The sequence below is a fragment of the Foliimonas ilicis genome, from assembly GCF_039939195.1.
Classification (GTDB): Bacteria; Pseudomonadota; Alphaproteobacteria; order Rhizobiales; family Rhizobiaceae; genus Foliimonas; species Foliimonas ilicis.
Map to the genome: position 1 here is coordinate 449,624 of NZ_JBDUUH010000003.1, position 26,965 is coordinate 476,588.

Consider the following 26,965-nt stretch of genomic DNA (forward strand, 5'->3'; position numbering starts at 1 on the left):
CATTTTTACGCAATTAGAAGAAGGCACCTGTCGGCGGCGGCGTACCATTCAGATAGTGGTCGCCGAGAACCCGCTCTTTGTAAATGCGCGGATTGTGGGCAGCGATCACCTTCAGGTTGCGCCAGTGACGATCCAGCGCCTTTTCTGTCGATACAGCGCTTCCGCTGGCAACGTCGAGCAGAAGCCCGGCAAGATTAGCCGCCACCTCATCGGTTACAACTTTCGCCTCCGCCGCAGCGATACTCGCTGCGATAGAAAGGGCCTCGGCATCGCTTGTCTGCGCATTCGCCCAGGCAAGATCGAGCGCCGCAATAGCGCGGTCAACGACAGCGAGGATTGCCGCGCGATAGGCGGCGATCCTCCCGATCACGGCCTGGATCTCAGGTTCGTCGGCGGGGCGCTCGGCAAGAGCGTGGTAGAAATTGCGCCCGCGAGCCCGCACAAGATCCAGCGCGTCCTGCAGAATTCGCGTGACGATGCCGGAAATGACTGTCGTGAGATAAATCTGATGGAAGGTGTAACCATAGAGATAGGGTTCATTCGCGCCGGGCTGCGGCTGCTCGAAAAGATCCTTCGGACGAACCTCCACCTCATCGAAGATAGTCGTTCCCGAACCGGTCAGCTTTTGTCCGAACCCGTCCCAGTCATCATCCAGCTTCACACCCGGCGCGGCAGTCGAAACGAAGAACTGCATTACCTTGCCGGTGCGACCGTCTACCGCCGAGGCAAAAAGATGGTCGGCGTACAAATTGCCGGTGCTGTAAATCTTCTTGCCGGACACGCGATAAACACCGTCTGCTTCCGACCAGTTCAGGGTAGCGCCCGGAATTTGTCCGCGGCCACCAGCAGGCCCCTTACCCGCCTCGGAAAAGGCAACGCCGAACATCCGTCCTTGTCCGGCAAGGTCGAGGATATCACTCGAAAAAGAGTCCGTCGGTGTCTTGAGATGCTGTTCTACCGCAAAGAAATGATTGCGGAACACATGAGCAATGTTCGGATCTGCATATGCAAGATCGCGTGCAAGTGCGAACAGCTCAGGCAGCGTTATGCCGCGACCACCGCTTTCCGGCGCAATTCGTACGGCCCCGAAACCGCGGGCCTTCAGGGCAGCGGTTTCTTCGAAGATCGGTTGCCTGGCCACATCGCGGGCGGCAGCCCCATCCGCGAATTCGGCAAAAAGCGTGTCGAGACCCAGACGGCGGACAACCGGGCTCCAATCCGGCCCTGTGACGGCGACAGCATCGAGAGGGGTAATCTGCAGCATGGCTGTCTCTCTCAACCCCTGGATCCTGTACGCAACAGCGGTTCACTATCGCGGGGGTCTACGTATTGGTCGAGGCCCAGATGATGCCGAAGCGTTTGGCCGGAGTAATCGAGGCGGAAGCGGCCCGCCTTTTGAAGAAGCGGGATGACGTGATCGACAATGTCTTCGAGGCCACTTGTCTGGACGTCGATGTTGAGGTTGAACCCATCGGCTGCCCCAGTGTCCACCCAATGAAGAATATCGCCGGCGATCCGCTCCGGCGTACCGACGATCATCCTGTGGCCCCCGATGATATTGCTGAGCGCAGCCTGCCGCACCGTCCACCCATACTGCGACGCTTCCGACAGTATCTGCTTGCGTGGCCAGCGCGACGCTATCGGCACCCGTGATTCAGCGGCTTCGATCCTGTCATATGGCAGTCCGGCATCGAGCGGCAGATCATCTGGATCAAGCGCGAAATGTCGCGCAAGCTCTGCATGAAGGAAGTCGATATCAAGTCCAGCATCGAGTTCTGCCTTGCGCCTGTTGGCTTCTTCTTCGGTAGCGCCAACTACCGGGAAAAGTCCCGGCATAACCAGAAGCTGGTCCGCATCACGACCGTTTGCGCGGGCGAGTGCCTTTACATCGGCGTAAGACTTGCGGGCGGCTTCAATGATACGCTGGCCGGTGAAGAGTGCATCGGCATAACGCGCGCCAAAAGCTTTGCTGTCTTCCGACTGCCCGGCCTGAAAGATGACAGGACGTCCCTGAGGGCCGACAGGCGCGGAGAGCGCACCTTTTACACGGAAATGCTGACCGTCCACATCGATCGGACGCACTGCTGTTTCATCGACATAGATGTTCCTGTCATGATCGGCCACGATCGCAGAGGCTGGGAGCGAATCCCATAAACCAGTGACGATATCGGCGAATTCGGCCGCACGCCGGTAGCGCTCTTCCTGATTGAAGCCATTCTGTAAGCCATAGGCGGCGAGCGCCACGGGCGTCTGGCTGGTAATGATGTTCCAGGCCGCACGCCCTTTGCTGATATGGTCGAGCGAGGCGATCTGGCGTGCCACGACGTAGGGGTGACCAAAAATCGTCGAGGTGGTCGCCACGAGACCGATATGGCTAGTCACCTGGCTTAGCGCCGACAGGAGAGCAATCGGGTCGAGCGCCCGCCACGGGCGATGCAGCGCTTCCTCCACCAATCCCCCCGGTCCATCGGCCAGAAAGAGAGCATCGATCTTGCCGCGTTCGGCTACTTTGGCGATGCGCACGAAAGCGTCGATGTCGGTCGATAGACCGGCAGCGTCAGGAAGGGTTTTCCAGGCGGCGTCGTGGCGTCCCGACGCGAGAACGTTCACACCGAGACGAACGGGTTTGGCAGCAGACATTGCGTAAACTCCGGATAACCTCAAGAAGGAGAGAAGCGGACGCCCATAGGCGTCCGTTCTCAGGATCAGACTCGTACGATGTGGTCTGCGACGGTGACGCGCTGTGGCAGAATCGAGCGCTCCGCAAGCCAGTCCGCCGCTTTCTGGAAGTCCGTAAGGAATGCAGCATCATCTGCTTCGTAGAACTTGTTTTTACGGCCGTAGCCAACGAGATGATCCCGAACAGGATCGCTATACTGCCCCTCGCGTTGCGCGATGGTCTCCGATTCGAGAGAGTTTTCGTCGATCCATTGGCCTTCCTGATGGTAGGCATCGATGACGGCGCGCACCAGGGCAGAGTTATCTGTCGCAAAACCGCGAAGCGTCACCAGCGACGAATAGTCGATCAGGAAATCGAGATCCGTGCCCTCGAAAAAGATGTCTTTTGCATCATACTGCTCGCGAGCAATATCGACAGCAGGTGTCCACATCGACCAAGCATCGACCCGGCCCTGCCCGAAAGCCGGAGAAGCATCCGGCGGATTCAGATAGACAAACTCCACGGCCTCGCGCTTGACACCGTTCTTTTCCAGCGCGGCGACCAAGAGAAACTCGCCAAGGCCCGAACGGTTGACCGCAACCCGCTTGCCGACGAGATCAGCCACCGAGTCGATGCCGGAATCCTTCTTCACGATGATGGCCGTGCTGCGCGGGCTATAGACATTGAAATTGGTGAAGACGAGCGACGAGCCGGCAATAATCCCGGCGAGTGCCGGAGTGGTGCTGCCCCAGAAGCCAAAATCCGCGCTGCCGCCGACAACCGCCTGCAAAGAGGGTGCGTGATTGGGGAATGGCCCAACCCATTCGACCTTGATGTCCTGGGTCGCGAGAGCTTTCTCGAATTCGCCTCGTTCGCGGGCGATCAGCGGCAGTCCGCCACGACCCCATCCAAGACGAACCGTATCGGTATTACGTGTGCCCTGGGCAAGAGCGCTACCCGGCCGGGAATTTGCCATGACAGCTCCACCAAGCGCGATCGCGGCACCCTGGATCAGTTTACGCCGGTTAAGCCGGAACGGGGATGGGATGGTCATTTTTCGTCTCCAGTCTCTCTAGTTTCGGATCGACTGCGTGCAAAATCTGCAAGCGGTCTGGATAGGGAATGGGCTTTGAGTCAGGCGGCGCGGTTCTGGGCCGCCACACCAAGCTCGCCCAATAGTTTCTTGCGCAGGGCCGGCGAGCTGTTTCTGCTCTTCTGTTTCACGTCGTAGGACGCAGCGATCGTGCCATCCCGCATGATGAGGATGCGGTCGGATATGGCTATCGCCTCGTCAACGTCATGGGTGACAAGCAGCACGCCAGGCCGATGAAGGCCGACAAGCTCCTTGACCAGCTCATGCATCTTAATTCTGGTCAGTGCATCGAGCGCAGCAAAGGGCTCGTCCAGAAGCAGAAGCTTGGGTTCGCGAACCAATGCCCTGGCGAGAGCGACCCGCTGCGCCTGCCCGCCGGAAAGATTGCGCGGCCAATCATTCTCGCGACCGCCAAGGCCAACTTCCTGAAGGGCGGCGCGTGCACGCGCCAAGCCTTCCTGGGTTTCCATACCGAGGGCAACATTGCGCCAAAGCGGCGCCCAGGGCAGCAGTCGATGCTCCTGAAAGACCACCGCAGGCTGCGCCGGACCGTCGATCCGACCGGCGTCGACAGTATCGAGACCTGCCAGGGCGCGAAGAAGGGTGGTCTTGCCGCAGCCGCTTTCGCCCAGCATTGCGACGAATTCTCCAATCTCGATCCGCAGATCGAGATTCTCGATCACCACCCGCTCGCCATATTGGCGACGAAGCCCGTGAACTGTGACGGCGGCAGCGCGATTGGTACTCATCGACGCGCTCCCTTTGCATAGTTCGGATGCCAGGAGAGCAGCCTGCGCTCCAATGCACGCGCAAGGCTGTCCGCCACAACACCAATCGCCGCGTAGATCAGAATGGTCAGCACGATGACGTTGGTCTGAAGAAACTCTCGTGCATCCATAGCCAGAAAGCCGATGCCCTTCGTGGTCGCGATGGTTTCGGCAACGACGAGCGCGAGCCAGGCCACCGCCAGCGCATAACGAACTCCGGTGAGAATTGATGGCATCGCGCCTGGCAAGATGATCTTTGTAATCCGCTCGCGGACACCCAAACCTGTCACTTTGGCAAGCTCCAGCAGCTTGGGATCCACCTGACGTATCCCAAGTACCGTATTGATATAAATCGGGAACATGACGCCGAGCGCTACCAGGAAAATCTTGCCTGCCTCATCAACGCCGAACCAGATGATCACGAGTGGCAAAAGCGCAAGAAAGGGGATCGCCCGGATCATCTGAATCGATCGATCAAGCACGGCTTCTGAAAGCCGCGAGAAGCCGACCAGAATACCGAGGCCAAAGCCGATGCTGCCACCGATCACGAAGCCGACGATGGCGCGCAGCAGGCTGTAACCCATATGTTCAAAGAGCGTACCATTGGCGATCAGCTTGGAGGCCGTTGCCAAGACAGTGCTCGGAGCCGGCATGATCTGCGGATTGATATAGCCGGCGCGCGAAAGCACCTCCCACACGAAGACCAATAGCGCGGGAGCCAGCCACGATATGGCGAGTAACTCCCAGTCCGACAGGGAGCCATTGCGGCCCCTTCCAGATCGCTTTTCCGATCTGGTTTTTGAGGAACCAACGTGTTCTAAAAGTTCAATTGTCATGCCTGCTATCTCTAATCGCGGCGGAAATTCCCGTCGGGGCGGTCGCCTGCCTTCCGACTGACGCCAGCCTGATATTCGATAGACTTTATAGACAAACTGATCTTTGTTCCGCCGCAAGCTGTTTTCAATTTCGCGAAGGAAAGGGAAGAAACTTGCGCTGAACCCAATGATCCGGGTACCTAAATCCAGCAGCGCCGCAGATGCGGTATCGTAGGAGTGATCATCCTACAGCCTCGATGCTGCCGTCCTGCCAATCCATTCGACCCAAACAGAAGAGCCGCATGCACATCATGGAAAGTTCATCGTTGTTGACGGCGTGGACGCTTGATGTCGCCACCAATTCATTCCACATCAGTTACCATGAGGGATGATATACGGGATCAGCATTGGATTTTCGGGTGGGCGCTACCAGCATCCCTGACCGCGCATTTGTTGATTGCGGCACTTCTGATATTCGGACTGCCGGTCCCATTTTCGCAGTCGCAGGAGGAACAGACGGTAACAGTTGATCTGGTGCCGCCGCCAAAACCACCGGAGGAGGCCAAAGTCGAACCTCCGCCACCTGCGAAAGATGCCAAGCCTGAGGAGCCGCAGGAAGCAAGTCCCGAGAAGCCCTCATCAACAGCCCAGCGCGACCCCTTACCCGCTCTGAGGCCGGTCGTCCAATTCGGCGAGAAGGACACCGGTCCCAGGGAATCTACAGATGGCAACAGTGCCGAGGACGGTTCACCTACGGCAAAGCATGATCCGGATAATCAGGACCTTGCGGAACCGCTAGCCGCGACGGCGCTCAATCCAACGAGCCAAACTTTACAGTCCGAAGCTCCAATTCCGACGCGCAGGCCAGCAGACGCAGCCGGGGTGCAACACGCCGTAAAGCTTGAGAAAGCAAAAACCTTATTCTCACGTGCCGTGACCGACAACCCGACAGCCGTAACAGCTATGCGGAACATCCCGCGCGATCAGCGCGCCAGCCAACTCTGCCTAACGGAACTGCGGCAGCAGTTGCTTAACGCGTCACCGCCTTATTTTCCGGAGCTTTTGCCGTCCGATCGACCGAAGGACGGCACTATTATTGAAATCCCCCAGGTGGCATTTCGAGCGAGCGGGCTATGGTACAATCTGAGTTATCGTTGTGAGATCGACGCCGACGCATTGAAGGTATTGTCTTTCGCATTCCATGTCGGAGGGCAGATTCCACGTAGCGACTGGAAGCGACGCGGGCTGCCCTCGCAATAGGGATAACAAAATTACTTTGTTATCATAAGCAAACATGATAATTATTATCATGTTAATGGGGATAGATCGGCCAATATAGAAGGGCGCAGTCTCCTCCCCGAACGCCAGCGGAGAAGTTGGCTACCCTTCACCTCAACCGCGGACGGCTAACGACATTGAGTTATCGGCATTCGATGACATGCTACACAGAGGGCATTCGGACGATAGCGCCGGTCAAATGGCGCGGTCTTGATGGCCTGATGAGCGTTTACTGGGATGCGGAGGGGCAATCCGGCGCCAAGGGTTACTATTTGTCACCCGATCCGCGCATTGTCTTCTTCTTCAACGACGTATCTTCCCAGATCCGCATGACCAATCGTGACGGAGGGCTGGAACAGCATTACCGCCCCATGACGCGCGCGATATATGTGCCTGCCGGGGTGCCGTTGTGGACCAATTTCACGTCCATGCATCGCTTCTCGCATCTGGATTTGCATATTCACAAGGACCGGCTGCTGAGATTTCTCTCGCCTTCGGTCGGAACATCAGTTGCGCTGGCCGCATTGCGGCGTCCGGTGGAAATCCAGGACGTCGGGACACTCGGAATTCTCGCAAATTTGCTTGTTGGAGAAGTCTCTAATCCGTCAAAACATGCCGTTTACGCCGAAAGTCTTGTGGGCAGTATCATAACCGGCCTTCTCGACATTCCCGAAGAAGGGCACGAACAAGCCAATGGCAGGCTTACTCAGGCCCAAATGAACAAACTCATCTCACGCGTCAATGCGCGCAGCGACCGCCGCCTGACCGTTGCCGAGATGGCCGAAACGGTTGGCCTGTCCGAAAGCTGGTTTGCCAATGTCTTCAAACAGACCACGGGCAAGACACCGCTGCAATGGCAGCTTGGAACACGCATCGACCTTGCGAAAAAGCTTTTGATGGAAAGCGATCTGACGCTGGTGGACGTAGCAGCCCAACTCGGATTTTCCGATCAGGCTCATTTGACGAAAGCATTCCGGCAGATTGCCGGTGAAACACCCGCCGCCTGGCGTCGCCTTCGCCAATTGCGCTAGAATTGTCCCACTCGCAAAGGATACGGGTGGGACAGTTTTCTTACCAGGTTTGACGCAGCGTTGCGTAGACCGCACGTCCGGGATTGTAGAAATCTGCGCCGAAGCCGCCATTCGCGACGTATTTCTCGTTAAACAGATTGCTCACATTGACCTCGAATGAGGTGTTTTCCTGAATTTTGTAATTAAAGGCGGCATCGAAGACGATATTGCCACTCGACCCGACCGTATTCGCATCATCAAAATAATATGAACCGATGTAACGGCCTCCAAGACCAAAGGTCATATCTCCACGGGGGCCATCCCCTTCCAGCGTGTAGTTGGCCCACAGCGAAGCCATATGCTTCGACACCATGGCAGGACTATTCCCTTCGTTCTGGCCGGCGTTTTCGATGATTTTGGGATCGAGATACGAATAGGCTGCTGTCAGGCTGATATTGTTCGTCAGCTCCGCTTTTGCTTCCAGATCAATACCCCGGACCCGGACTTTGCCAATCGTGGACGGAACCCCGGTTATCGGATCGTAAACGGTGATGTTCTTCTTGGTCAGATCGTAAATAGAGGCGCTAAATAAGGCGGGAAATGCGTCAGGCCGATACTTCACACCAACCTCGATCTGCTCGCCACGCTCAGCTTCGAGACCTACGGCTGGTGGAGCAACAGACTCGGCATAGCTCACATAGGTCGCGAACTCGTCGGTGAACTTGTAGGTCAGGCCTACGCGTTTGGTCATTTCACTGACGTCATCCTCGTCATCTATCAACACAGGCGATCCGGTCCAGTAAGAGGCTCCGTATCGCTTGGTATCGAGCCAATCGTTCCGCAATCCAACGGTCGCGATCAGTTTTTCCGAAAAGGTCAAATCTTGCTGAACGTAAACGGCATTGGTCTTCTGTTTGGTATTTACCCTTTCTCCCAGCGGAACTGATATTGGCGCCCCCGTATAGATCGGATTGGTCCAGTCGATCCCAGGCGCGCCGCCAAAATATGTAGCGTTGTCCGTCGAGCGATTATTGTACTCGACACCTACCAGGGTGCGGCTTTCAACATTCTCGAAACTAGCCTCGTATTGCAGACGCGCGTCGATGACGAAATTCTCTACCGTGTTCTCGTTACCGAAGAAGGCGCGATTGGCGATGGTCGATCCATCTGTCGGTGTACTGGCGACATAGGCATAGCCGAAATCGGTTTCAGAATTGCTGTAACGTGCATTGGCGTTAAAGCTCAGACCCGAACCGAAATCATGATCAAACATAACGCTGACCGTGTTCCTGTCCGTACCGCGATAGTTGAAGTCCGGCTCTCCGAAGAAGCGGCTTCTGTCAAAATTCATGCCGACCGGATGGCCGCCGCCGCCGGGAACGCCATTGCGGTGCAGATGATCGTAGACAATTGTCAGATTGGTCGCATCACTGGGGCGCCATGTCAGACCACCCATGAAAAATTTATCGTCGTCCCGAGAGTAATCGTATTCGGCGTCAGCGTCTTTCAACTTGCCAGTAAAGCGGTAGGACAAGGTATCGTCGCTGGTGATGTTGTCACCGAAGTCGAAACCAATCTCAGCGTGATTGTAAGAACCGCCGGTTACATACGCTTCGCCGAACCTCTCACTTTTGGGCCGCTTAGTCACAAAATTCACAGATCCGCCCGGATCCGAGACACCGAAAGTTGTGGAATTTGCGCCCTTCAGTACCTCTACGCGCTCATAGCCGTAAACTTCTTCTCTGATCCCGCCAAAAGGGCGTCCCAGTGTCAGGCCGTCACGGTAAATAGTGGCGTCAAAACCGCGAATTTTGAAGAAGTCGTATCTGTCATCCGAACCGTAGAAGTCCGCGTTGACACCAGCAGTATATTGCAGCACCTGCTCGACATTCTGCGCGCCGCGCTGCTGAATCTCCTTAGAAGTGATCACCGAAACTGAAGCTGGCGTATCTAGAATATCCGTCGCCATCTTGCTGCCGCTTGAGGTCGTCGTCGCGACGATCGACTTCGAGTCGTCATCAACACCACTACCAGCCCCAGCACCTTCAACTGTAATCGTTTCAAGCACGATACCGCCGTCAGCTTCCTGTGCGAGCAAATAGGTCGGCGTGAAGGCGACGAGCGCTGTGCAGCCCAGAAGCACCGCATTCAGATAGCGGATACGTGCCTGCCTGTTGGAGCCGCCGGTCGATTCTTTGTACATGCTCGAGTTCCAGAAGTTGATGTTGATATGCTGGCGTTCGGCGGGACAGCGTCCGAGGTTTGCTGACAGCAGAGAAAGCCTGATATCACCTTGCGCGGTGATAACTTGATCACTTTTGTCCGGTATTGTAAGTTTTCCCGGTTTTGTAGAAACCCACGGAAACTTCGTCGCTCTTTTGCAGGGTCGAGGGCATCAGCCTTGACGCCGGGGGATGAACCTGAAAGTGAAACTCCACTTTAACAGTTATGAAGGGTTCAGCCGATGCTGCGGTTCTTTCGTCTTTCCGTAATATTGGCCGCGATGTGCCTTTCAATAGCGGCCTTCGGCCGCGCATGGGCTGATGAAACCACCACCTACCCGGTCGTCATCAAGCATGCGCTGGGCACGACGACCCTCACCAAGAAGCCTAAACGCGTTGCGACTGTTGCCTGGGCAAACCATGAGGTTCCTCTGGCACTCGGCATCGTGCCTGTCGGCTTTGCAGCAGCAAATTTCGGTGATGACGATGGCGACGGGCTGTTGCCTTGGGTGGCCGAAAAACTGACCGAACTTAAAGCCGAGACGCCGGTGCTTTTCGATGAGGGCGACGGGATCGATTTCGAAGCGGTTGCCGCCACCAGTCCCGATGTGATCCTCGCATCCTATTCCGGTCTGAGCCAGGCCGACTACGACACGCTGAGCCGGATCGCTCCAGTCGTCGCCTATCCCGAATCCCCGTGGGCAACCGACTGGCGCGAGATGATCCGCTTCAACAGCGCGGGCCTTGGCATGACTGCCGAAGGTGATGCGCTGATCAAACGTATCGAGGGCGAGATCGCCGAAGTCGTCGCCGGGCATCCGCAGCTCAAGGGCAAGTCCGCGATGTTCGTTACCCATCTCGACACGACCAATCTGAGCATCGTCAATTTCTACACCGCCAATGATACGCGGGTGAAATTCTTTGCCGATCTCGGTCTGGCCTCACCCAAAAGCGTTGTGGAAGCAACGAAGCCGGGGCAATTTGCAGCGGGCGTCAGCGCTGAGCGCGTCGATGCGTTCGACGATGTCGACATCGTCGTGACCTATGGCAGCCAGCCGCTGCTTGATGCGGTGCGCGCCGATCCGCTGTTGTCCAGAATGCCTGCCGTTACCAATAATGCGATCGTCATGCTCGGTCACAATCCGCTTGGCACTGCGTCCAACCCGACGCCGCTGTCGATTTCGTGGGTTCTGAAGGACTACGCCGACCTGCTAGCCGAAGCCGCCAAAAAATCCGAATGACAGCCAGCGTCGATTCCTCCGACCGGCCCCACTTCTCCGGAAGGTCGAGCCGCACTCGGCTTCTATGGCTCGCCGCACTCGTCGCAGCACTTGCTGTTCTATGCGCGCTTTCCGTGGCGATCGGCACGCGCAACGTTGCATTCAGTGACATCATCGCGGCGCTCGGCGGTCAGGTTGAGAGCATCGGTCAGGCGGCGGTGGCCGTGCGTATTCCGCGCACACTGCTTGCCGTGCTTGCGGGAGCCGCACTTGGGCTCGCCGGAGCGATCATGCAGGGTGTGACGCGTAACCCATTGGCCGATCCGGGCATTCTGGGCGTCAATATGGGCGCATCGCTTGCCGTTGTCGTCGGGGTCGCGTGGTTCAATATCTCCTCCGCCAACGCTTACATCTTTGTCGCCATTTTCGGTGCGGGTGCGGCGGCAGTCTTTGTCTACACGATCGGCTCACTTGGCCGTGGCGGCGCGACCCCGCTTAAACTGGCGCTTGCAGGGGCTGCCACTTCGGTAGCGTTTTCCTCGCTCGTCATCGCCGTCGTGCTGCCGCGAAACGATATCGCAGGCGGCATTCGCGCATGGCAAATCGGCGGCGTGGGCGGCGCGACTTTCGACCGTATTTCCCATGTGCTGCCATTTCTCGCAGTCGGTTTCATCATCAGCCTCATGTCTGCCCGAAAGCTGAACTCCCTGGCCTTGGGTGACGAACTCGCCGCAGGTCTTGGCGAGCGCGTTGCCTTAGCACGCGCTACCGCAGCCTTTGGTGCGATGTTGCTATGCGGAGCAACCACTGCGGTTTGCGGACCTATCGGCTTTCTCGGATTGATCGTGCCGCATCTCTGCCGACTGTTGATTGGGGTCGATCATCGCTGGCTGCTGCCGTTTTCGGCACTTAGCGGCGCATGCCTGTTGCTGGCTGCCGACATCGTCGGGCGCATTATTGCGCGGCCCGCGGAGCTAGACGTCGGCATTGTCACCGCCCTCATCGGCGCGCCGTTCTTCATCTGGATTGTCAGACGCCAGCGCGTGCGTGAGTTATGACGATGCTTTCTGCCACCATCGACACCATTGTTGAAAACCGCAGCCGTCGCGCGCGCAACTACAATCTTGTGATTGCCTTCCTCGTGGCTCTTCTGGTCGCAACCTTTGCCCTGACGCTTGTGATGGGTCAATCGTTCACGCCGCCTGGAGACGTCATCCGCGTACTGCTCGGTGAAGACGTGGCGGGCGCGACCTTCACGGTCGGGCAGTTGCGCCTGCCGCGCGCTGTACTCTCGGTTCTTGCGGGACTGAGTTTCGGGCTCGGCGGGGTCGCCTTTCAGATCATGCTGCGCAATCCGCTCGCCAGCCCTGACATCATCGGCATCAGCTCAGGTGCGAGTGCGGCGGCGGTCTTTGCCATCGTCGTGCTGTCGCTGAAAGGACCGGTCGTATCGCTGTTTGCCGTTGGCGCGGGTCTGGGGGTCGCAATGCTGGTCTACGGCCTTTCGTTCAGAAATGGCGTCGCCGGAACGCGGCTTATCCTTGTCGGCATCGGCGTTTCGGCCATGCTTGAAAGCTTCATCGCCTACATATTATCGACCGCACCGGCATGGAGTCTGCAAGAGGCCATGCGCTGGCTGACCGGCAGCGTCAACGGCGCGCAGCTTGGTCAGGCGCTCCCGCTCCTACTCGCGCTGACCGCCTTCGGCGGGTTGCTGCTAAGCCGCCATCGCGACCTCGAAGGGTTGAGGTTAGGCGACGACACCGCCGCAGCCCTTGGCATCGGAGTTGCCAAGACACGCATCATCGTCATTGTCGCGGCAGTCGGCATGATTGCATGCGCCACGGCGGTAACAGGCCCAATCGCCTTTGTCGCGTTTCTGTCCGGGCCGATCGCCGCGCGTGTCGTCAGGAACAACGGACCGCTTCTGATCCCGTCCGCGCTGATCGGCGCAATGCTTGTGCTAGTGGGCGATTATTGCGGCCAGTTTCTTCTGCCAAGCCGTTATCCGGTCGGTGTCATCACCGGCGCATTGGGCGCTCCCTATCTGATCTACCTGATCGTGCGCGTAAACCGGGCCGGAGGCTCGTTATGACCACTCACACCCTTACCGCGAGCCAGCTTTCTGCGGGTTACGGAGACAACATCATTCTGGACGGGCTGGATCTTGCTGTGCCGCCCGGCAAAATCACCGTGATCGTCGGCGCCAATGCCTGCGGCAAGTCCACGCTTTTGCGCACCATGTCGCGCCTCATCTCGCCGCGTAAAGGTCATGTGCTGCTCGACGGCAAGTCGATCCACCGCACTGCGCCGCGAGAACTCGCCCGTAAACTCGGCCTGCTTCCGCAATCGCCCACAGCGCCGGAAGGCATTGCGGTTGCCGATCTCGTCAGCCGTGGCAGGCATCCACATCAGGGCATGTTTTCGAGCTGGACGCGCAAGGATGATGAAGCAGTTGCCGCAGCGCTTGAAGCGACCAAGACTGTCGAACTTGCCGAACGTCCGGTGGACGAGCTTTCCGGCGGGCAACGCCAGCGGGTCTGGATTGCGATGGCGCTGGCGCAACAGACCGACATTCTGCTGCTGGACGAGCCGACAACCTTTCTCGACATCGCTCATCAGGTGGAAGTTCTCGACCTTTTGACCGATCTCAATCACACGCGCGGAACCACGATCGTCATGGTGCTGCACGATCTCAATCTAGCAGCGCGCTATGCCGATTTCCTCGTCGCAATGTCGGAGGGACACCTGCATGTCACAGGCAAGCCAGAAGACGTTTTGACGACAGAAACCGTGCGGCAGGTCTTCGGCATTGAAAGCCGCATCATCACCGACCCGACCTCGGGCAGGCCTATCATGCTTCCGATCGGCCGGCACCAGATGGTGACAGAGCAAGCCAGCTCTACCTCGCACTCCCGTACCGCAGTCATCCAGAAGGAGACCCAATCATGAACGGCGTTCAGGAATTCAAGCTCTCCGGCACAGCGCTGCCGAAGAATGCGGGAAGCATGCTCGATGAAATCTGCGAGCATTTCCTCGAGCATTCCGAGGTGCAGCGAACCGACAATCTCGTCCTGCTGAAAAGCGAAATCGGCACCGCAGGCATTCGCATGGAGGATGAAAAACTCCTGATCGAACTCGATAGCCCAACTGAAGATGCGCTTCAGATGAGCCGAAACATCATCGCGGAGCACCTGTTCTATTTTGCCGGCGAGGACCCGTTCGAATTGACGTGGTCGGACCCCGCACCGCTCGCATTGTTGCCCAATATCATCCATATCACTGTTGTCTCGGCAGAGGATGTGACCCCTCATATGCGGCGGGTGAAATTCGCGTGCGACGATATTGCGCCATTCGCCGATGGCGACATGCATGTCCGCCTTCTCGTTCCGCCGAAGGGCAGGCCTCCGGTATGGCCGGGACTGCGCCCGGATGGCCGCGTAGCTTGGCCGGAAGGTAAGGACGAAATTCTGGTACGCGTCTACACGATCCGTGCGGTCGACATCGAGCGCCGGGAACTATGGATCGATTTCCTACAGCATCCGGCTCCCGGCGTTCACACACCCGGTGCCGATTTTGCCCGCGACGTGCAACCAGGCGAGAAAGTAGCGCTGCTTGGGCCTGGCGGCGGCGGCCTCCCGCAGTCAAAGTCCATTCTGCTCATCGGAGACGAAAGCGCCCTGCCCGCCATCGCCCGCATTGCCGCCGAAGTGCCAGCGGGTACGCGCATGCAGGCAATCATCGAGGTGCTGGATGAGGCAGAAGAACAGCCACTGCCGTCAGCAGGCTCAATCGACGTGCGCTGGCTGCATCGCAAGAACTATCCTGCTGATGCTACGAGCGTTCTCGCGGACGCGGCCGAGAATGCGATAGGCTCGATCGACGACGAAACCTACGTCTGGGTCGCCTGCGAAAAGGAAGATGTGCGCACGATCCGGGCATTTTTAAAGGGCCGCAAGCACGACAGGAAGCGTATGTACGCTGCCTGGTATTGGGAGCGGGATCAGGCCTGAATCAACGCAAGTTCCTTAGAGGGCAAGTAGCCACAATGTCGATCATCGTCTCCGAGACCGACTAATCTGCTATGAGGCAGTGTCCCTCTGATTCTTTGCGCAGGCTGCCTTGATTTCCGATCCCGCCCACATCCTGAAAGCCGTTTACGGCTACGACGCGTTTCGCGGGAGTCAAAAAGAGGTCGTCGCGCATGTGACGGCAGGCAACAATGCCTTTGTCCTGATGCCGACAGGCGGCGGCAAATCGCTATGCTATCAGATACCTGCAATGGCGCGCCCCGGCATGGGCCTCGTTGTCTCGCCATTGATTGCGTTGATGGTCGATCAGGTTGCGGCGCTGCGGCAGGCCGGGGTAAAGGCTGCTGCGCTCAATTCCGATCTTCCGGGCGAAGAGCGTAGTATCTTGTGGCGCGATATTTACGCGGGCGAGCTCGACCTTCTCTATGTTGCGCCGGAGACCCTGCTCAAGCCAGATGTGCTGGAACGCCTTCGCAAAGTTCCACTGTCGCTGATCGCCATTGACGAGGCGCATTGCCTCTCGCAATGGGGGCACGATTTTCGGCCTTCCTACCGTCAGCTCGATGCGCTGGTTACAGCATTCCCCGACACGCCGCGCATGGCATTAACGGCCACGGCAGATGCCCCGACGCGTGCCGAAATCCTGACCCATCTCCAAATCGCGGAAAGGGACGCATTCATTGCCGGCTTCGACCGTCCCAATATTCGTTACAGCATCATAGAAAAGGACAATCCGCGAGCACAGTTGAAGCGCTTCCTCGCAAATCATCAAGGCGAAAGCGGTATTGTCTACTGTCTGTCAAAACGAAAGACAGAAGAAACCGCCGAGTGGCTTTGCACGCAAGGGTATGACGCCCTCCCCTACCATGGCGGTATGGATAAAGCGGCGCGTGAAGCGAACCAGTCACGCTTCCAGCTCGACGAAGCCGTTATCATGGTGGCCACCGTCGCGTTCGGTATGGGTATAGACAAGCCGGATGTGCGCTTCGTCGCCCATATCGACCTGCCGGGCAGCATAGAGGCCTATTATCAGGAAACCGGCCGTGCTGGTCGCGACGGCCTGCCTTCGAACACGCTGATGCTTTATGGCTACGAGGACATTGCGCTGCGCAGCCGCTTCATCGAGGAATCGGACGCACCCGAACAGCGAAAGCGTATGGAGCGCCAGAAGCTCGATGCACTTCTCGGCCTTGCCGAAACGGCAGGCTGCCGCCGGAAGGTGCTGCTTTCCTATTTCGGTGATGAGTGCGAGCCATGTGGCAATTGCGACACCTGCGCCGAACCGCCAAAGCTGTTTGACGGCACGATCGCGGCCCAGAAAGCCTTGTCGTGCATCTACCGCACCGGCGAGCGTTTTGGTCAAGCCTATATTGTGAGTGTGCTCCTGGGTGTCGAGGATCAGCGAATTACCAGTTCAGGTCATGACCAGATCACGACCTACGGCATCGGCAAAGAACACGACAACCGCACCTGGCGGGCGATCCTGCGCCAGTTGATCGCGCTACGCCTGATTGAAGTCGATGCGGTTGGCCATGGGGGACTGTCTATCTCGGATGCGGGTCGCCAGTTCCTGCGTGATAAGCCTACCCTCATGCTTCGTGTACCTCCGGTCGCCCGTACAGAGCGAAGCAAGACATCCCGTAGCACGGCATCGAGCACTCTGCCCGAAACGGATCGCGCGCTGTTTCAGGCTCTGCGAGAAAAGCGTATGGAAATCGCCAAGGCTCAGAATCTGCCGCCCTATGTGATTTTCCATGACAAGACGCTGATCGAGCTCGCTGCGGCTCGCCCGGCATCACGTATTGAGATGGCGGGCGTTCCGGGTGTCGGCGAGGCCAAGCTCGACCGTTATGGGCCTGCGTTTCTGTCGGTTATCGCACAGCACGCAGGCTAATCCGTCGGCCTCGGACACAGTTCCCGGCTAGAGAGCCGCGATGGCAGGATAATCGGTATAGCCAGCCGCGCCGCCCCCATAGAGCGTTGCCTGATCGAAAGCGGCCAGCGGTGCACTCACCTTCAGCCGTTCGACAAGGTCGGGGTTGGCAATAAAGGGACGTCCAAAGGCGAACAGGTCGGCCTTGCCTTCGGCAAGCTGAGCCGTCGCAAGTTCAAGGTCGTATCCATTATTGGCAATATAGGCGTTGTTGAAGCGCTGGCGGAGCGATCCGAAATCGAACGGCGCAACATCGCGCGGTCCGCCCGTAGCACCCTCGACGACATGGATATAGACAATGCCCAAAGCGTCGAGTTGATCGACGATATAGTCGAACTGCGCCTGGGGGTCGCTGCTCGAAATGCCATTGGCTGGTGATACAGGCGAAATCCGGATGCCGGTGCGCTCAGCCCCGATCTCGTCAACCACGGCAGCCGTGACCTCAAGCATCAGACGGGCACGGTTCTCAACAGAACCACCATATGCGTCCGTGCGGACATTCGCGCCGTCCTTGGCGAACTGGTCGAGCAGATAGCCGTTGGCGCCATGAACCTCAACGCCATCGAAACCCGCCGCAATGGCGTTCGCGGCGGCTTTGCGGAAATCGTTGACGATCCCCGGCAGCTCGTCGAGCTCAAGCGCCCGCGGTTCCGACACATCGACGAAGGCGTTGTTCACGAACGTCTTGGTCTTGGCCGGGATCGCCGAGGGTGCAACAGGCGCGGCACCTTGCTCCTGCAGGTCGATATGCGAGACGCGACCGACATGCCAGAGCTGCAGGAAAATCCGGCCGCCCTTGGCATGAACGGCATCAGTGACTTTGCGCCAGCCATCGATCTGCGCCTGAGAATAGATGCCGGGCGTGTCCTGATAGCCCTGTCCCTGCTGCGAGATCTGCGTGGCTTCAGCAATCAGCAAACCAGCCGACGCACGTTGGCTGTAATACTCTACGGTAAGGTCTCCCGGAACAAAGCCCGGACCTGCGCGATTGCGCGTCAGGGGTGCCATGACAATACGATTGGACAGGATCAGTGAGCCCAAATTGTAGGATTCGAACAGCGTGGTGTTGGTCATTATAAAGCTTTCATTGATGTTGCGGTGCTCTGATTGCCAGATCACTTAGATAGGGTTCAAGACGTTGTGCGATAGCGCTCTGCTGGATGGACCTGAGCAAATCCCGGAAGCATGGTCATTCGTGCCGCCTGATAAGCATCCCACTGCCCGGCATCGTGAAGCGCAGGGATCGTCACGGGTTCCCGGCGGTCGAAGCCGACGAGAGCGGCATCGACCAATTCGCCGACTTCCATCATCGCTGGCAGCGTGTTCACATCGGCGCCTGCACGCTCCCATATCTCGGTGCGTGTTGCTGCGGGAAGCACCGCCTGCACGTAAACACCTTTCGGTGCGAGCTCGAAGCTCAACCCCTGAGACAGAAACTGGACGAACGCCTTGGTCGCCCCGTAAACCGTCTGGCTAAACTCCGGAACAAGCCCGACCACGGAACCGATATTGATGATGGCTCCCCCGCCGGATTCCACAAAACGCGGCGCGACAGCGCTCGCAAGCCGGACGACGGCGGTGGTGTTGAGCGTGACGAGACGCTCGATGTCATCGGTTGCTTGCTGCTCGAAGTTGCCTGCTAGACCAGCCCCCGCATTGTTGACGAGAATTCCAATACGGTGATCGTCGCGAAGCCGCGTCTCTACCGCAGCCAGATCGCCGAGCTTGGTGAGATCCGCCTGCAAGATATCGATAGCAACGCCCGTTTCATTGCGGAGCCGCGCGGCGAGCGCTTCGAGCCGCGCCTTGTCGCGGGCGACCAGCACGAGGTCGTGGCCACGGCGGGCGAAGCGCTCGGCGTATGTGGCCCCGATGCCGGAGGAAGCTCCGGTGATGAGAACGGAAGGAGTAGCGGTCATGGGATTGCTCTCTTCTAAAATGGAACCTATATTCATGACAATCATCATGTTTAATGGCAAATATGATGGCCATCATGTAAATGTCAATGGGCCTACAGAGAATTTCGAAATGAGAGTCACGCGAAAGAAGATGGCGGAGAACCGCAGCCGGATTCTGGACGCAGCCAGCAGGCTGTTCCGCGAGAAGGGCTTCGACGCGGTCAGTGTGTCGGAAGTGATGAAAGCCGCTGGCCTTACCCATGGCGGGTTCTACGGCCATTTCAGCTCGAAGGACGATCTGGTCGCCCAGACTCTTGCGCACGCCTTTGCTGGCGATGGAGACAAAGGCGGCGATCTTCGCGCGCGCATCGAGGCGTATCTTTCGCCTCGACATCGCGACAATGCGGCCGATGGCTGCCCCACAGCAGGTCTAGTCGCCGAAATTTGCCATCAGAACCCGGAGGCACGAACGGCGATGGCAGAGGGGTTCAGATCACAGATCGAACAATTGAGCTCAGAGTTTCCGGGGATAGATGTTACGGACAGGCGCCGCGCGGCAATCGGAAGCTGGGCAGCGATGGTGGGCGCCGTGATCCTCGCCCGAGCAGTCGATGACCCCGCGCTTTCGGATGAAATTCTGGAACAGACACGCGCCTGGATCGATGCCGGGATCAGCACGGCATCTGCAACATGATCACTATTAATCGGCAGTAGCCGCAACGACTTTCCTGCATCGCAACTCCGATAATCCGGGTCTGGTAGTCTCTTCCTGCTCAGGGCGGTCTGCAGACGTGCGCAACGTCGTAAGCAGACCGCGCATGCAGCGTATCGGAGATGCAAACGCTACTTTATTGCCGCAAATCCGTGCCGCTTCGCGGCCCAAACGACAATGAGCGTCGGAACAAGAGCGGCGATCATGGCCCATGGAAACGAGGCTGCGCCAGCCATCTCCAGCAGCAACCCTCCAATGAGACTGCCGCCCGCAATAGCAAGGTTCCAGAAAGTGACGATCATGGACTGCGCGACATCCGCCGCGTTACCGGCAGTTTTTGCCGAAGCGGTCTGGAACAGGGTCGGAGCCCCACCAAACACCAGCCCCCACACGGCGATTGCCACGTAAACGATAATCGGCGAAGCGCCAAACAGCCCCAGCGCCAGGACGGCGGCCAGGAACGCGATGATACTCGCTAACACCAGCGCGCGCAGCCAGCGATCGATCAAAACCCCGGCGAGCCAGAGACCAATGATGCCGGACATGCCGAAAACAAGCAGGATCGTATCGACTCGTTGCGCCAATCCGACCGGAGTCAGGAACGGCACGATATAGGTGTAGAGAATGTTGTGGGCGAGCACGAAAGCAAAGATGACGAAGAGGATCGGGCGAATACCCGGCAGCGTGAAAACCTGCGCAATGGACAGCCGTTTCCCCGCCGGTTGCCCCGGAAAATCAGGCACTCTGGCCAGCACCCAGCCAATGAGCACGACCGCGAGCACGCTCATGGCGCCAAAGGCAAGGCGCCAGCCGATCATGCTGCCGAGGAACGTTCCTGCTGGAACGCCCAGTGAAAACGCCAGCGGCGCTCCGATCCCGGTAATGGCGATCGCGCGGCCTGCAAGGTGCGGCGGCGCCATGCGTGCGGCATAACCGGCAAGAAGCGCCCAGACCAGGCCGCCGAACACACCGGCGAAGAACCGCGCGACGAGCGTCAGCGTGTAATTATCGGACATCGCCGTCACCGTGTTGACGATAGCAAAGCCGCCAATGGCAACCAGCAGCAGCGGCCGTCGAGGCAGGCTTTGTGTGACGGTCATCAACGGAATGGCCGTCAGCAGAGAACCGAGCGCGTAGACGGCAATCAATTGACCCGTCATGCTTTCGGAGACGCCGAGACTCGCACTCATCTGAGGCAGCAGGCCCGCAGGCATCACTTCGGTCAGCAGCGTAACGAATGCAGCCATCGCGAGCGCCAGCAATCCCCCTATGGGAAGCCGTTCCGACGCCGCCGCGTTCTCTCGATTTGCCTTGTCATTATGCGTAACCGGCACTTGGATGTCTGCCGGATTGATCAGTGTCATGTGAGTAGCCTTGAGATGAGATGAAGACAGGAGAAAACCGCCATCCTTGGCAGTGCAATCCGGTCGTGGTTCCTCCACCTAGACCCTCGCGGTTGAACGACAAATAGGATATAGTGCATAACACCTATGACAAATATGTCGCGCATGGGAGTGATGAAAAAATGGACAGTCTCGGCGCGCTCGGCGCCTTCGTTCAGGCGGCCGACGCCAACGGCTTCACCGAGGCCGGACGCAAGCTCGGCGTGTCGCCGTCCGCCGTCAGCAAAGCCGTCCAGCGGCTGGAGGAGCGCTTGGGTGCAAGGTTGTTTCACCGTTCGACACGCAGCATCACTCTTACACCTGAGGGGGCGTTGTTTCTGGAGCGCTGCCGCCGGATTCTGGGCGAGGTTGAAGCCGCCGAGACGGAGTTGACGCAGACGCAGAGCACGCCGCGGGGAAAACTTAGGATCAGCCTTCCCACAATCGGCATCCTGTTCATGCCCAGGCTCGCCGAATTCAAACTGCTCTACCCCCAAATAGAAATAGAGATGGATTTCAGCGACCGGCTGGTGGATGTGATCGAAGAAGGTTTCGACGCGGTGATCCGCACTGGCGAGCAGGCCGATTCACGTCTGATGGCTCGCAAGATCGGCTTCTATCGCAAGGTAATCATCGGCTCTCCCGCCTATCTCAAGCAGGCTGGCATTCCGACCAAGCCCGAAGACCTCGTTTCCCACACCTGTCTCATCTATCGCTATCCCTCGACGGGCAAATTGGATCGATGGCCGCTGCGCCGTGACGGCGAAGGGGTGGATGTCGCCTTGCCAGCCAGCATGGTGATGAACACGCTGGAACCGCAAATCTGCCTTGCCGAGCAAGGTCTGGGACTTGCCTGTGTTCCCGACATGGCGGTCCGCAAGCAGTTGGAAGACGGATCGCTTGTCAGTGTGCTCGACGATTATATGAAAACCTGCACCACACAGCGCGTCCTGTGGCCATCCAGCCGCCACCTTTCGCCCAAGCTCCGGGCGTTCGTGGATTTCGCAGCGGACAAGCTTCTGGAGCCCATGACGTGAAGCCCTCGTCTGGCTCTACATAAGGCCGCGACATCCTCGGAGATTAACGGCGGCGTTGGCGGGGTGACACGCCGTAGGCTTTCTTGAAAGCCGTGGCAAAGGCCGATGCGTCTGTATAGCCTGCAGCGAAAGCCGCCTGCGCGATGGTGGCACCATCACGCTCAAGCGCCGCAGAAGCATTTTCAAGCCGCCGGGCGCGAATAAATTCGAACACCGTCACTCCGAAATGCTCCTTGAAGTGGCGCTGCACCGAAGACACGCTGGCACCCGTCTCACGGGCGATGCGGGCGATCGTCAGTTCCTCCGCAAGATTGCCGACGATAAACTCGCGTACGCGTTCGCTCTGCCTGAGGCTCATTAGTTGTGGGCGTTGCGCCTCTTCTTCGTGCTCCACCAAAGTAGCGCAGGCCGTGCACATGATGTCGAGCGCGCGCGAATGCCGGTAGAGGGTACGCATCTCGCCTTCCATAGATGGCGGCGGATTCATCAATTGCTCGGCCAATGACAACATATGGCGGCTGGGCGAGAAGCGAAAACTCGCCAGATGCTGAGAGAAGAAAGTCTTCAGGCTTGGTGCGCCTGAGGTCTGCATGCTCAAGAGACGTTCTATCCAGGGCAATGGCGCCGAAATCATCACCTTTCGCATCGGGACTGTGCTGTCATTGATGAAGCGAAGCTTGGCAAAGCGCGCAACGTTGAGCATCAGAACGAGCGGTTCCGCGTCATCGCCAAAGCCGGCATCGATACGAATTGAGTGATTGTCGACCACGAAGTGCTGAGCTCCCTGCAGCAGCACCATGACCTGAAACTTTGGCCAGATGTCGTGAACACCAGATTCGGGCGTACAGCTAGGCACGCCTTCCAGGCTGCCGACGAACAGATGCTGCGGAATGTCCGGATTCACCACCACATGCTGCATCATTCGCTCCTGAAAGGATCTCCATCTTGGCTTGGAAAGCCGTTGCCGTTTTCGCCAAGGTTTTTGCCGTTTTGCCCCCGTTCATCCTACTCGACAGGGCTTTCTCGAAACTCTTATACATGAGCTCATTAGTCAAGTTTTGCCGGCGCTTTTTAAGCGTCGCAATTCGTCATGGATTCATAAAAATGCTGCCTGTCCACCGCCATGCATCTCATTATCGTCTCAGCCTGAGCGCTGTTTTGATCGGGATGGTCAGTTTAATCGCCATCGATGCGGCGCACGCGCAGGATACCGGCGAGACGATGACGCTCGACGCCATTACCATCGAGGGCCGGAAAGAGCGAGGCGATGGCCCGGTCAAGGGCTATGTGGCGCGGCAGAGCAAGGCCGGAACCAAGACCGACACGCCGATCGCCAAAACGCCTCAGTCGATCGCGGTGGTCTCGAAAGAGCAAATGCAGGATCAAAACGTGCAGTCGGTCGCAGAAGCGCTCCGCTACACGCCTGGCGTTTTCGCCGATTACCGCGGCGCGTCGAACCTGCGCGACGAGTTGTTCGTGCGCGGCTTCTACTATGTGCCGCGTTATCTGGATGGTCTCTATCTCGGCGGCGACCTCTCCTATGCCAAGATGGACCCCTATCTTCTCGAGCGCGTGGAGCTGCTGTCAGGACCGTCCTCGATCCTTTACGGGCAGGCCAATCCCGGCGGCATCGTCAACATGGTCAGCAAGAAGCCGATCGACGAACCGCTGCGCGAGATCGGCCTGACGGTGGGGACCAACGGTCATCTCGGCCTGTCATTCGATTTCAGCGACAAGTTCCAGGGCAGCGACACACTATCCTACCGCCTCGTCGGATCGGGCCTCGGCAAGGAGTTGCAGGAAGACTTCACCAAGCAACGCTCATTTGCCATCGCGCCTTCTGTAACCTGGTCGCCGGATGCGCAGACCACGCTGACCGTACTGGGCGGCTACCAGAATGAGCCGAATGCGGGCTTCCGCAACTTCCTTGATGCCGCCGGAACCGTGTTTCCGATCGAAGGCTATGGCTATGTTCCGCGCGATTTCTTCGTTTCGGACCCGGATTATGAGAAATTCACCCGCGAACAGGCATGGATCGGCTACGAGTTCGAGCATGTTCTCAACGACACGTTCACCATGCGCCAGAATGCCCGCTTCCATCATCTGGATACGGAACACCACACCCTGATCTGGGGGTCTGCCAGCGCGAACCCGGCGACCGGTGCCTATACCGAAATTAGCCGCCTTGCCAGCGGCGGAACCGAAAGCTGGAACACCTTCACCATCGACAATCAGGCTGAAGCGAAGTTTGACACCGGCGCGGCCAGCCATACGCTGCTCGCCGGTCTGGACTATCGTTACATGGCGCGCGACTACAATTGGGGCCGTAGCTGGGGCGTGCCGACGATCGATCTGACCAACCCGCAATATGGCGGCTTCGACTACGGTTCGGTCGTCCTGACACCATCCGACATTCAGGAACTAACTGCCAAGCAGACCGGCATCTACCTGCAGGACCAGATCGAGATCGGCAGATTCAACCTTATGGCCGGCCTCCGGCATGACTGGGCCAGCACGGATATCGACGATCAACTGGGCAGTAACGACCAGGACTACACAGACAGCGCATTCACCTGGCGCGCAGGCGGGCTTTATTCTTTCGACAACGGCATTGCGCCCTATATGAGTTACGCCACGTCGTTCGAACCGTCGCTTTATCTCCCATCCGACAACCAGAATGCCTTTAAACCAACGACCGCAGGTCAGTTCGAGGTCGGCGTAAAATATGCGCCCGACGATATGGATCTGTTGCTGACCGCAGCCTTTTACGATCTTCGCCAAAACGATGTCGTGATGGGCGCCTGGAACGGCTCAGTCGGCAGGACGGTGTATTCGCAGATCGGCGAAATCCACAACCAGGGTGTGGAACTCTCCGCCCGCGCATCTCTCAACGAGAATTTCTCTCTGGTTGCCAGCTATGCCTACACCAAGTCGAAGATCATCGACTCTGTAACGACGGATGAAGTGGGAAAGACACCTGCCCGCATTCCCGAACATCAGGCCTCCGTCTGGGGAAAATACGAGTTCGGCAGCGGCACGCTTGAAGGGCTTACGCTCGGTGCTGGCCTGCGCTATCTCGGCAAAAGCTGGGGCAACAACACGAATACCTTCGAAGTGCCTGCTGCAACTTTGTTCGACGCCGCCATCAGCTATGATTTCGGTGCGGTAAACCCGGAGATGAAGGGGTTGAGCCTGCAGGTCAACGCCAAGAACATTGCCGACAAGACCTATGTCGCCTCATGCGCCAGCGCCTATGCCTGCTTCTACGGAGAAGGCCGGAGCCTCAGCGCCACGGTGAAGCGCACATGGTGACGGCAGCAGCGCGGGCGAGCATAGCTCTCATGCTTGGCTTTGCCTTTACGTCGCTGGCGCAGGCGGACGACGCCCGGCTAAGGATCGGTGAAATTTTTCGCGCAGCGCAGCCGCAGCAGACGACAATGCTTTCGCTTCCCGCGGAAATGGGCGACTATTTGCGCGGTCGTCTCGATGCAGGAAACGAAAAGCTGACCCTCGACCTGGTTGCGGCCGACGGCACGCATATCCGCCGCCTTGCCGACGAGGCGGGAGGCAGTGTCGAGTTTCGCATCATCATTGGCCGGACCGGGGAAAAACTGAAGGTGACATCGAAACGGCCTGATGCTGCCTTCGCATTGACACTGCTCGATCAAGTTACCCCCAAACAGCAGGTCGCTCCCCAAACGCGCCCTGTCAGCCCTACCCTGTCGAAGCTGGTCGAAGAGGTAGAAAAAGGCGGATCGGCGGAGACCTTCTGGGAGCAACAGCGCGAACAAGATACGCCGCTGATCGAAAAGCTCGATGACAAGCAGTCGCTCGTCACCTTCCTTCAGCGCGGGGCAAAGCGAAACGTTCGGCTGTTTGGTGCACCGTCGGGAGATCATGAATTGCTGGAACGGCTCGGCCAGTCCGACATCTGGTTCAAAAGCTTCGTCGTGCCCAACGACACCCGGCTGTCTTATCAGATTGCGCCGGATGTGCCGGACCTTCCGGGCAGCGAGCGCAACAGGCGCGTGGCAATTCTTGCCACCGCCCAAGCCGATCCGCTCAATCCCCAGCGCTGGCCCGAAGGTGCGCCCGATGTCTTCAATCAGGATTCCATACTGGAGCTGCCGGACGCACCGGAACAACCCGGCATCAAAGAGAAGGGAGCAGCCAAGGGCAACCTTTCGAGCTTCAGCATTGCCAGTGAACGTCTTGGCAATGAACGTGAAATCACGATTTACACCCCGCCGGGCTTCGATGCTGCTGATCCCAAAAATAGACTGCTGTTTCTGTTCGACGCACGCCAGTACATGACGAAAGTACCGACGCCGACCATTCTCGACAATCTGATCGCCGAGAACCTGATTTCACCAACGGTGGCAGTCTTTGTTTCGGAAATCGACCGCGAAGCTCGCTCGCGGGAACTGCCCGCCAACGCTGATTTTGCCGATTTCATGGCCAAGGAGCTATTGCCGGAGATCAAGGCGCGAACCGGCCTCAAGCTTGGGCCGGATCGCACAATTCTGGCCGGATCGAGCTATGGCGGGCTGGCAGCCGCCACCATCGCCCTACGCCATCCGAAGAGCTTCGGCAATGCGCTCAGCCTGTCCGGCTCGTTCTGGTGGCACCCGAAAAACACGCCAGCCAGTGAAGAGGAGTATGTCGCGGGGCTTGTGGCCGGTATGCAAACGGTTCCGGTGAGGTTTCACCTTACCGCCGGACTGTTCGAAACAGCCCATGCGAATGCAGCAGGCATTCTGGAGACGTCGCGACATCTGCGCGACGTGCTCGTCGCGCGCGGCTACCAGGTAGGCTACCGGGAATATGCAGGCGGGCACGATTACTATGTCTGGCGCGGTGCACTCGGCGACGGGCTGATTGCATTGGAGCAACCCCCGCGCTGACATA

At 58.3% G+C, this 26,965-nt stretch carries 22 protein-coding genes; 12 read left to right on the forward strand and 10 right to left on the reverse strand.

The features are described 5' to 3' along the window. Window positions 1–13 precede the first annotated feature (13 nt). From ABFT80_RS10205 to ABFT80_RS10225, 5 genes are all read right to left on the reverse strand, one after another. On the reverse strand, window positions 14–1,264 hold the full coding sequence (locus tag ABFT80_RS10205) for an acyl-CoA dehydrogenase family protein (protein ID WP_347971788.1): 1,251 nt from the start codon (window positions 1,262–1,264) through the stop codon (window positions 14–16). Window positions 1,265–1,275: 11 nt separating this feature from the next. After that, window positions 1,276–2,640, reverse strand: coding sequence for an NtaA/DmoA family FMN-dependent monooxygenase (locus tag ABFT80_RS10210; protein WP_347971789.1), 1,365 nt, complete (start codon window positions 2,638–2,640; stop codon window positions 1,276–1,278). Window positions 2,641–2,705: 65 nt separating this feature from the next. Continuing rightward, window positions 2,706–3,713, reverse strand: a complete 1,008-nt coding sequence (locus ABFT80_RS10215) for an NrtA/SsuA/CpmA family ABC transporter substrate-binding protein (protein ID WP_347971790.1) — start codon at window positions 3,711–3,713, stop codon at window positions 2,706–2,708. 80 nt (window positions 3,714–3,793) lie between these two features. Further along, the gene (locus ABFT80_RS10220; protein ID WP_347971791.1) at window positions 3,794–4,501 is read right to left on the reverse strand and encodes an ABC transporter ATP-binding protein; all 708 of its coding nucleotides are present in this window, start codon (window positions 4,499–4,501) and stop codon (window positions 3,794–3,796) included. Then, window positions 4,498–5,355, reverse strand: coding sequence for an ABC transporter permease subunit (locus ABFT80_RS10225; protein WP_347971792.1), 858 nt, complete (start codon window positions 5,353–5,355; stop codon window positions 4,498–4,500). Before ABFT80_RS10225 ends, ABFT80_RS10220 begins: the two co-directional genes overlap by 4 nt. Window positions 5,356–5,682: 327 nt before the next feature. Here ABFT80_RS10225 and ABFT80_RS10230 point away from each other — a divergent pair, with 327 nt between their 5' ends. Continuing rightward, window positions 5,683–6,594: a DUF930 domain-containing protein gene (locus tag ABFT80_RS10230; protein WP_347971793.1), complete on the forward strand. Its 912-nt coding sequence runs from the start codon at window positions 5,683–5,685 to the stop codon at window positions 6,592–6,594. Between the two features lie 155 nt (window positions 6,595–6,749). Beyond that, window positions 6,750–7,643 carry a helix-turn-helix domain-containing protein gene (locus ABFT80_RS10235; RefSeq protein ID WP_347971838.1) on the forward strand — a complete coding sequence of 298 codons (894 nt, stop codon included), beginning with the start codon at window positions 6,750–6,752 and terminating at the stop codon, window positions 7,641–7,643. Between the two features lie 40 nt (window positions 7,644–7,683). Here the strand turns inward: ABFT80_RS10235 and ABFT80_RS10240 are convergent, their stop codons facing one another. Beyond that, complete coding sequence (locus tag ABFT80_RS10240; protein ID WP_347971794.1) at window positions 7,684–9,825, reverse strand: TonB-dependent siderophore receptor; 2,142 nt, start codon at window positions 9,823–9,825, stop codon at window positions 7,684–7,686. Between the two features lie 261 nt (window positions 9,826–10,086). Between ABFT80_RS10240 and ABFT80_RS10245 the strand changes: the two genes are divergently transcribed. The 6 genes from ABFT80_RS10245 (at window position 10,087) to recQ (ending at window position 16,989) form a co-directional block, all read left to right on the forward strand. Then, window positions 10,087–11,085, forward strand: coding sequence for an iron-siderophore ABC transporter substrate-binding protein (locus ABFT80_RS10245; RefSeq protein ID WP_347971795.1), 999 nt, complete (start codon window positions 10,087–10,089; stop codon window positions 11,083–11,085). Next, window positions 11,082–12,122, forward strand: a complete 1,041-nt coding sequence (locus ABFT80_RS10250; RefSeq protein WP_347971796.1) for a FecCD family ABC transporter permease — start codon at window positions 11,082–11,084, stop codon at window positions 12,120–12,122. The genes ABFT80_RS10245 and ABFT80_RS10250 overlap by 4 nt, the downstream gene beginning before the upstream one ends. 2 nt (window positions 12,123–12,124) lie before the next feature. Further along, the gene (locus ABFT80_RS10255; RefSeq protein ID WP_347971797.1) at window positions 12,125–13,159 is read left to right on the forward strand and encodes a FecCD family ABC transporter permease; all 1,035 of its coding nucleotides are present in this window, start codon (window positions 12,125–12,127) and stop codon (window positions 13,157–13,159) included. After that, window positions 13,156–14,016 carry an ABC transporter ATP-binding protein gene (locus ABFT80_RS10260; RefSeq protein ID WP_347971798.1) on the forward strand — a complete coding sequence of 287 codons (861 nt, stop codon included), beginning with the start codon at window positions 13,156–13,158 and terminating at the stop codon, window positions 14,014–14,016. The genes ABFT80_RS10255 and ABFT80_RS10260 overlap by 4 nt, the downstream gene beginning before the upstream one ends. Beyond that, window positions 14,013–15,077 (forward strand): DUF2218 domain-containing protein, encoded by a 1,065-nt coding sequence (locus ABFT80_RS10265; RefSeq protein WP_347971799.1) that lies wholly within the window; start codon window positions 14,013–14,015, stop codon window positions 15,075–15,077. Before ABFT80_RS10260 ends, ABFT80_RS10265 begins: the two co-directional genes overlap by 4 nt. Window positions 15,078–15,186: 109 nt before the next feature. Beyond that, entirely contained in the window at window positions 15,187–16,989 is a 1,803-nt protein-coding gene (gene recQ / locus ABFT80_RS10270) for a DNA helicase RecQ (protein ID WP_347971800.1), read from the forward strand. Window positions 16,990–17,016: 27 nt separating this feature from the next. On the opposite strand, the gene ABFT80_RS10275 is transcribed toward recQ, so the two are convergent. After that, window positions 17,017–18,102, reverse strand: coding sequence for an alkene reductase (locus ABFT80_RS10275; RefSeq protein ID WP_347971801.1), 1,086 nt, complete (start codon window positions 18,100–18,102; stop codon window positions 17,017–17,019). Between the two features lie 56 nt (window positions 18,103–18,158). Further along, window positions 18,159–18,947, reverse strand: coding sequence for an SDR family NAD(P)-dependent oxidoreductase (locus ABFT80_RS10280; RefSeq protein WP_347971802.1), 789 nt, complete (start codon window positions 18,945–18,947; stop codon window positions 18,159–18,161). Window positions 18,948–19,056: 109 nt separating this feature from the next. Here ABFT80_RS10280 and ABFT80_RS10285 point away from each other — a divergent pair, with 109 nt between their 5' ends. Continuing rightward, window positions 19,057–19,620 carry a TetR/AcrR family transcriptional regulator gene (locus tag ABFT80_RS10285; RefSeq protein ID WP_347971803.1) on the forward strand — a complete coding sequence of 188 codons (564 nt, stop codon included), beginning with the start codon at window positions 19,057–19,059 and terminating at the stop codon, window positions 19,618–19,620. A gap of 149 nt (window positions 19,621–19,769) precedes the next feature. Here ABFT80_RS10285 and ABFT80_RS10290 read toward each other — a convergent pair whose 3' ends face one another. Then, window positions 19,770–21,002 carry an MFS transporter gene (locus tag ABFT80_RS10290; RefSeq protein WP_347971804.1) on the reverse strand — a complete coding sequence of 411 codons (1,233 nt, stop codon included), beginning with the start codon at window positions 21,000–21,002 and terminating at the stop codon, window positions 19,770–19,772. A gap of 161 nt (window positions 21,003–21,163) precedes the next feature. Between ABFT80_RS10290 and ABFT80_RS10295 the strand changes: the two genes are divergently transcribed. Further along, window positions 21,164–22,057 carry a LysR family transcriptional regulator gene (locus ABFT80_RS10295; RefSeq protein WP_347971805.1) on the forward strand — a complete coding sequence of 298 codons (894 nt, stop codon included), beginning with the start codon at window positions 21,164–21,166 and terminating at the stop codon, window positions 22,055–22,057. Window positions 22,058–22,100: 43 nt separating this feature from the next. Here ABFT80_RS10295 and ABFT80_RS10300 read toward each other — a convergent pair whose 3' ends face one another. Continuing rightward, window positions 22,101–22,979 carry a helix-turn-helix transcriptional regulator gene (locus ABFT80_RS10300; protein ID WP_347971806.1) on the reverse strand — a complete coding sequence of 293 codons (879 nt, stop codon included), beginning with the start codon at window positions 22,977–22,979 and terminating at the stop codon, window positions 22,101–22,103. A 182-nt stretch (window positions 22,980–23,161) separates the two neighbouring features. Here ABFT80_RS10300 and ABFT80_RS10305 point away from each other — a divergent pair, with 182 nt between their 5' ends. Then, window positions 23,162–25,369 (forward strand): TonB-dependent siderophore receptor, encoded by a 2,208-nt coding sequence (locus ABFT80_RS10305; RefSeq protein WP_347971807.1) that lies wholly within the window; start codon window positions 23,162–23,164, stop codon window positions 25,367–25,369. Next, entirely contained in the window at window positions 25,363–26,961 is a 1,599-nt protein-coding gene (gene fes, locus ABFT80_RS10310) for an enterochelin esterase (RefSeq protein WP_347971808.1), read from the forward strand. The genes ABFT80_RS10305 and fes overlap by 7 nt, the downstream gene beginning before the upstream one ends. Window positions 26,962–26,965: the final 4 nt, after the last annotated feature.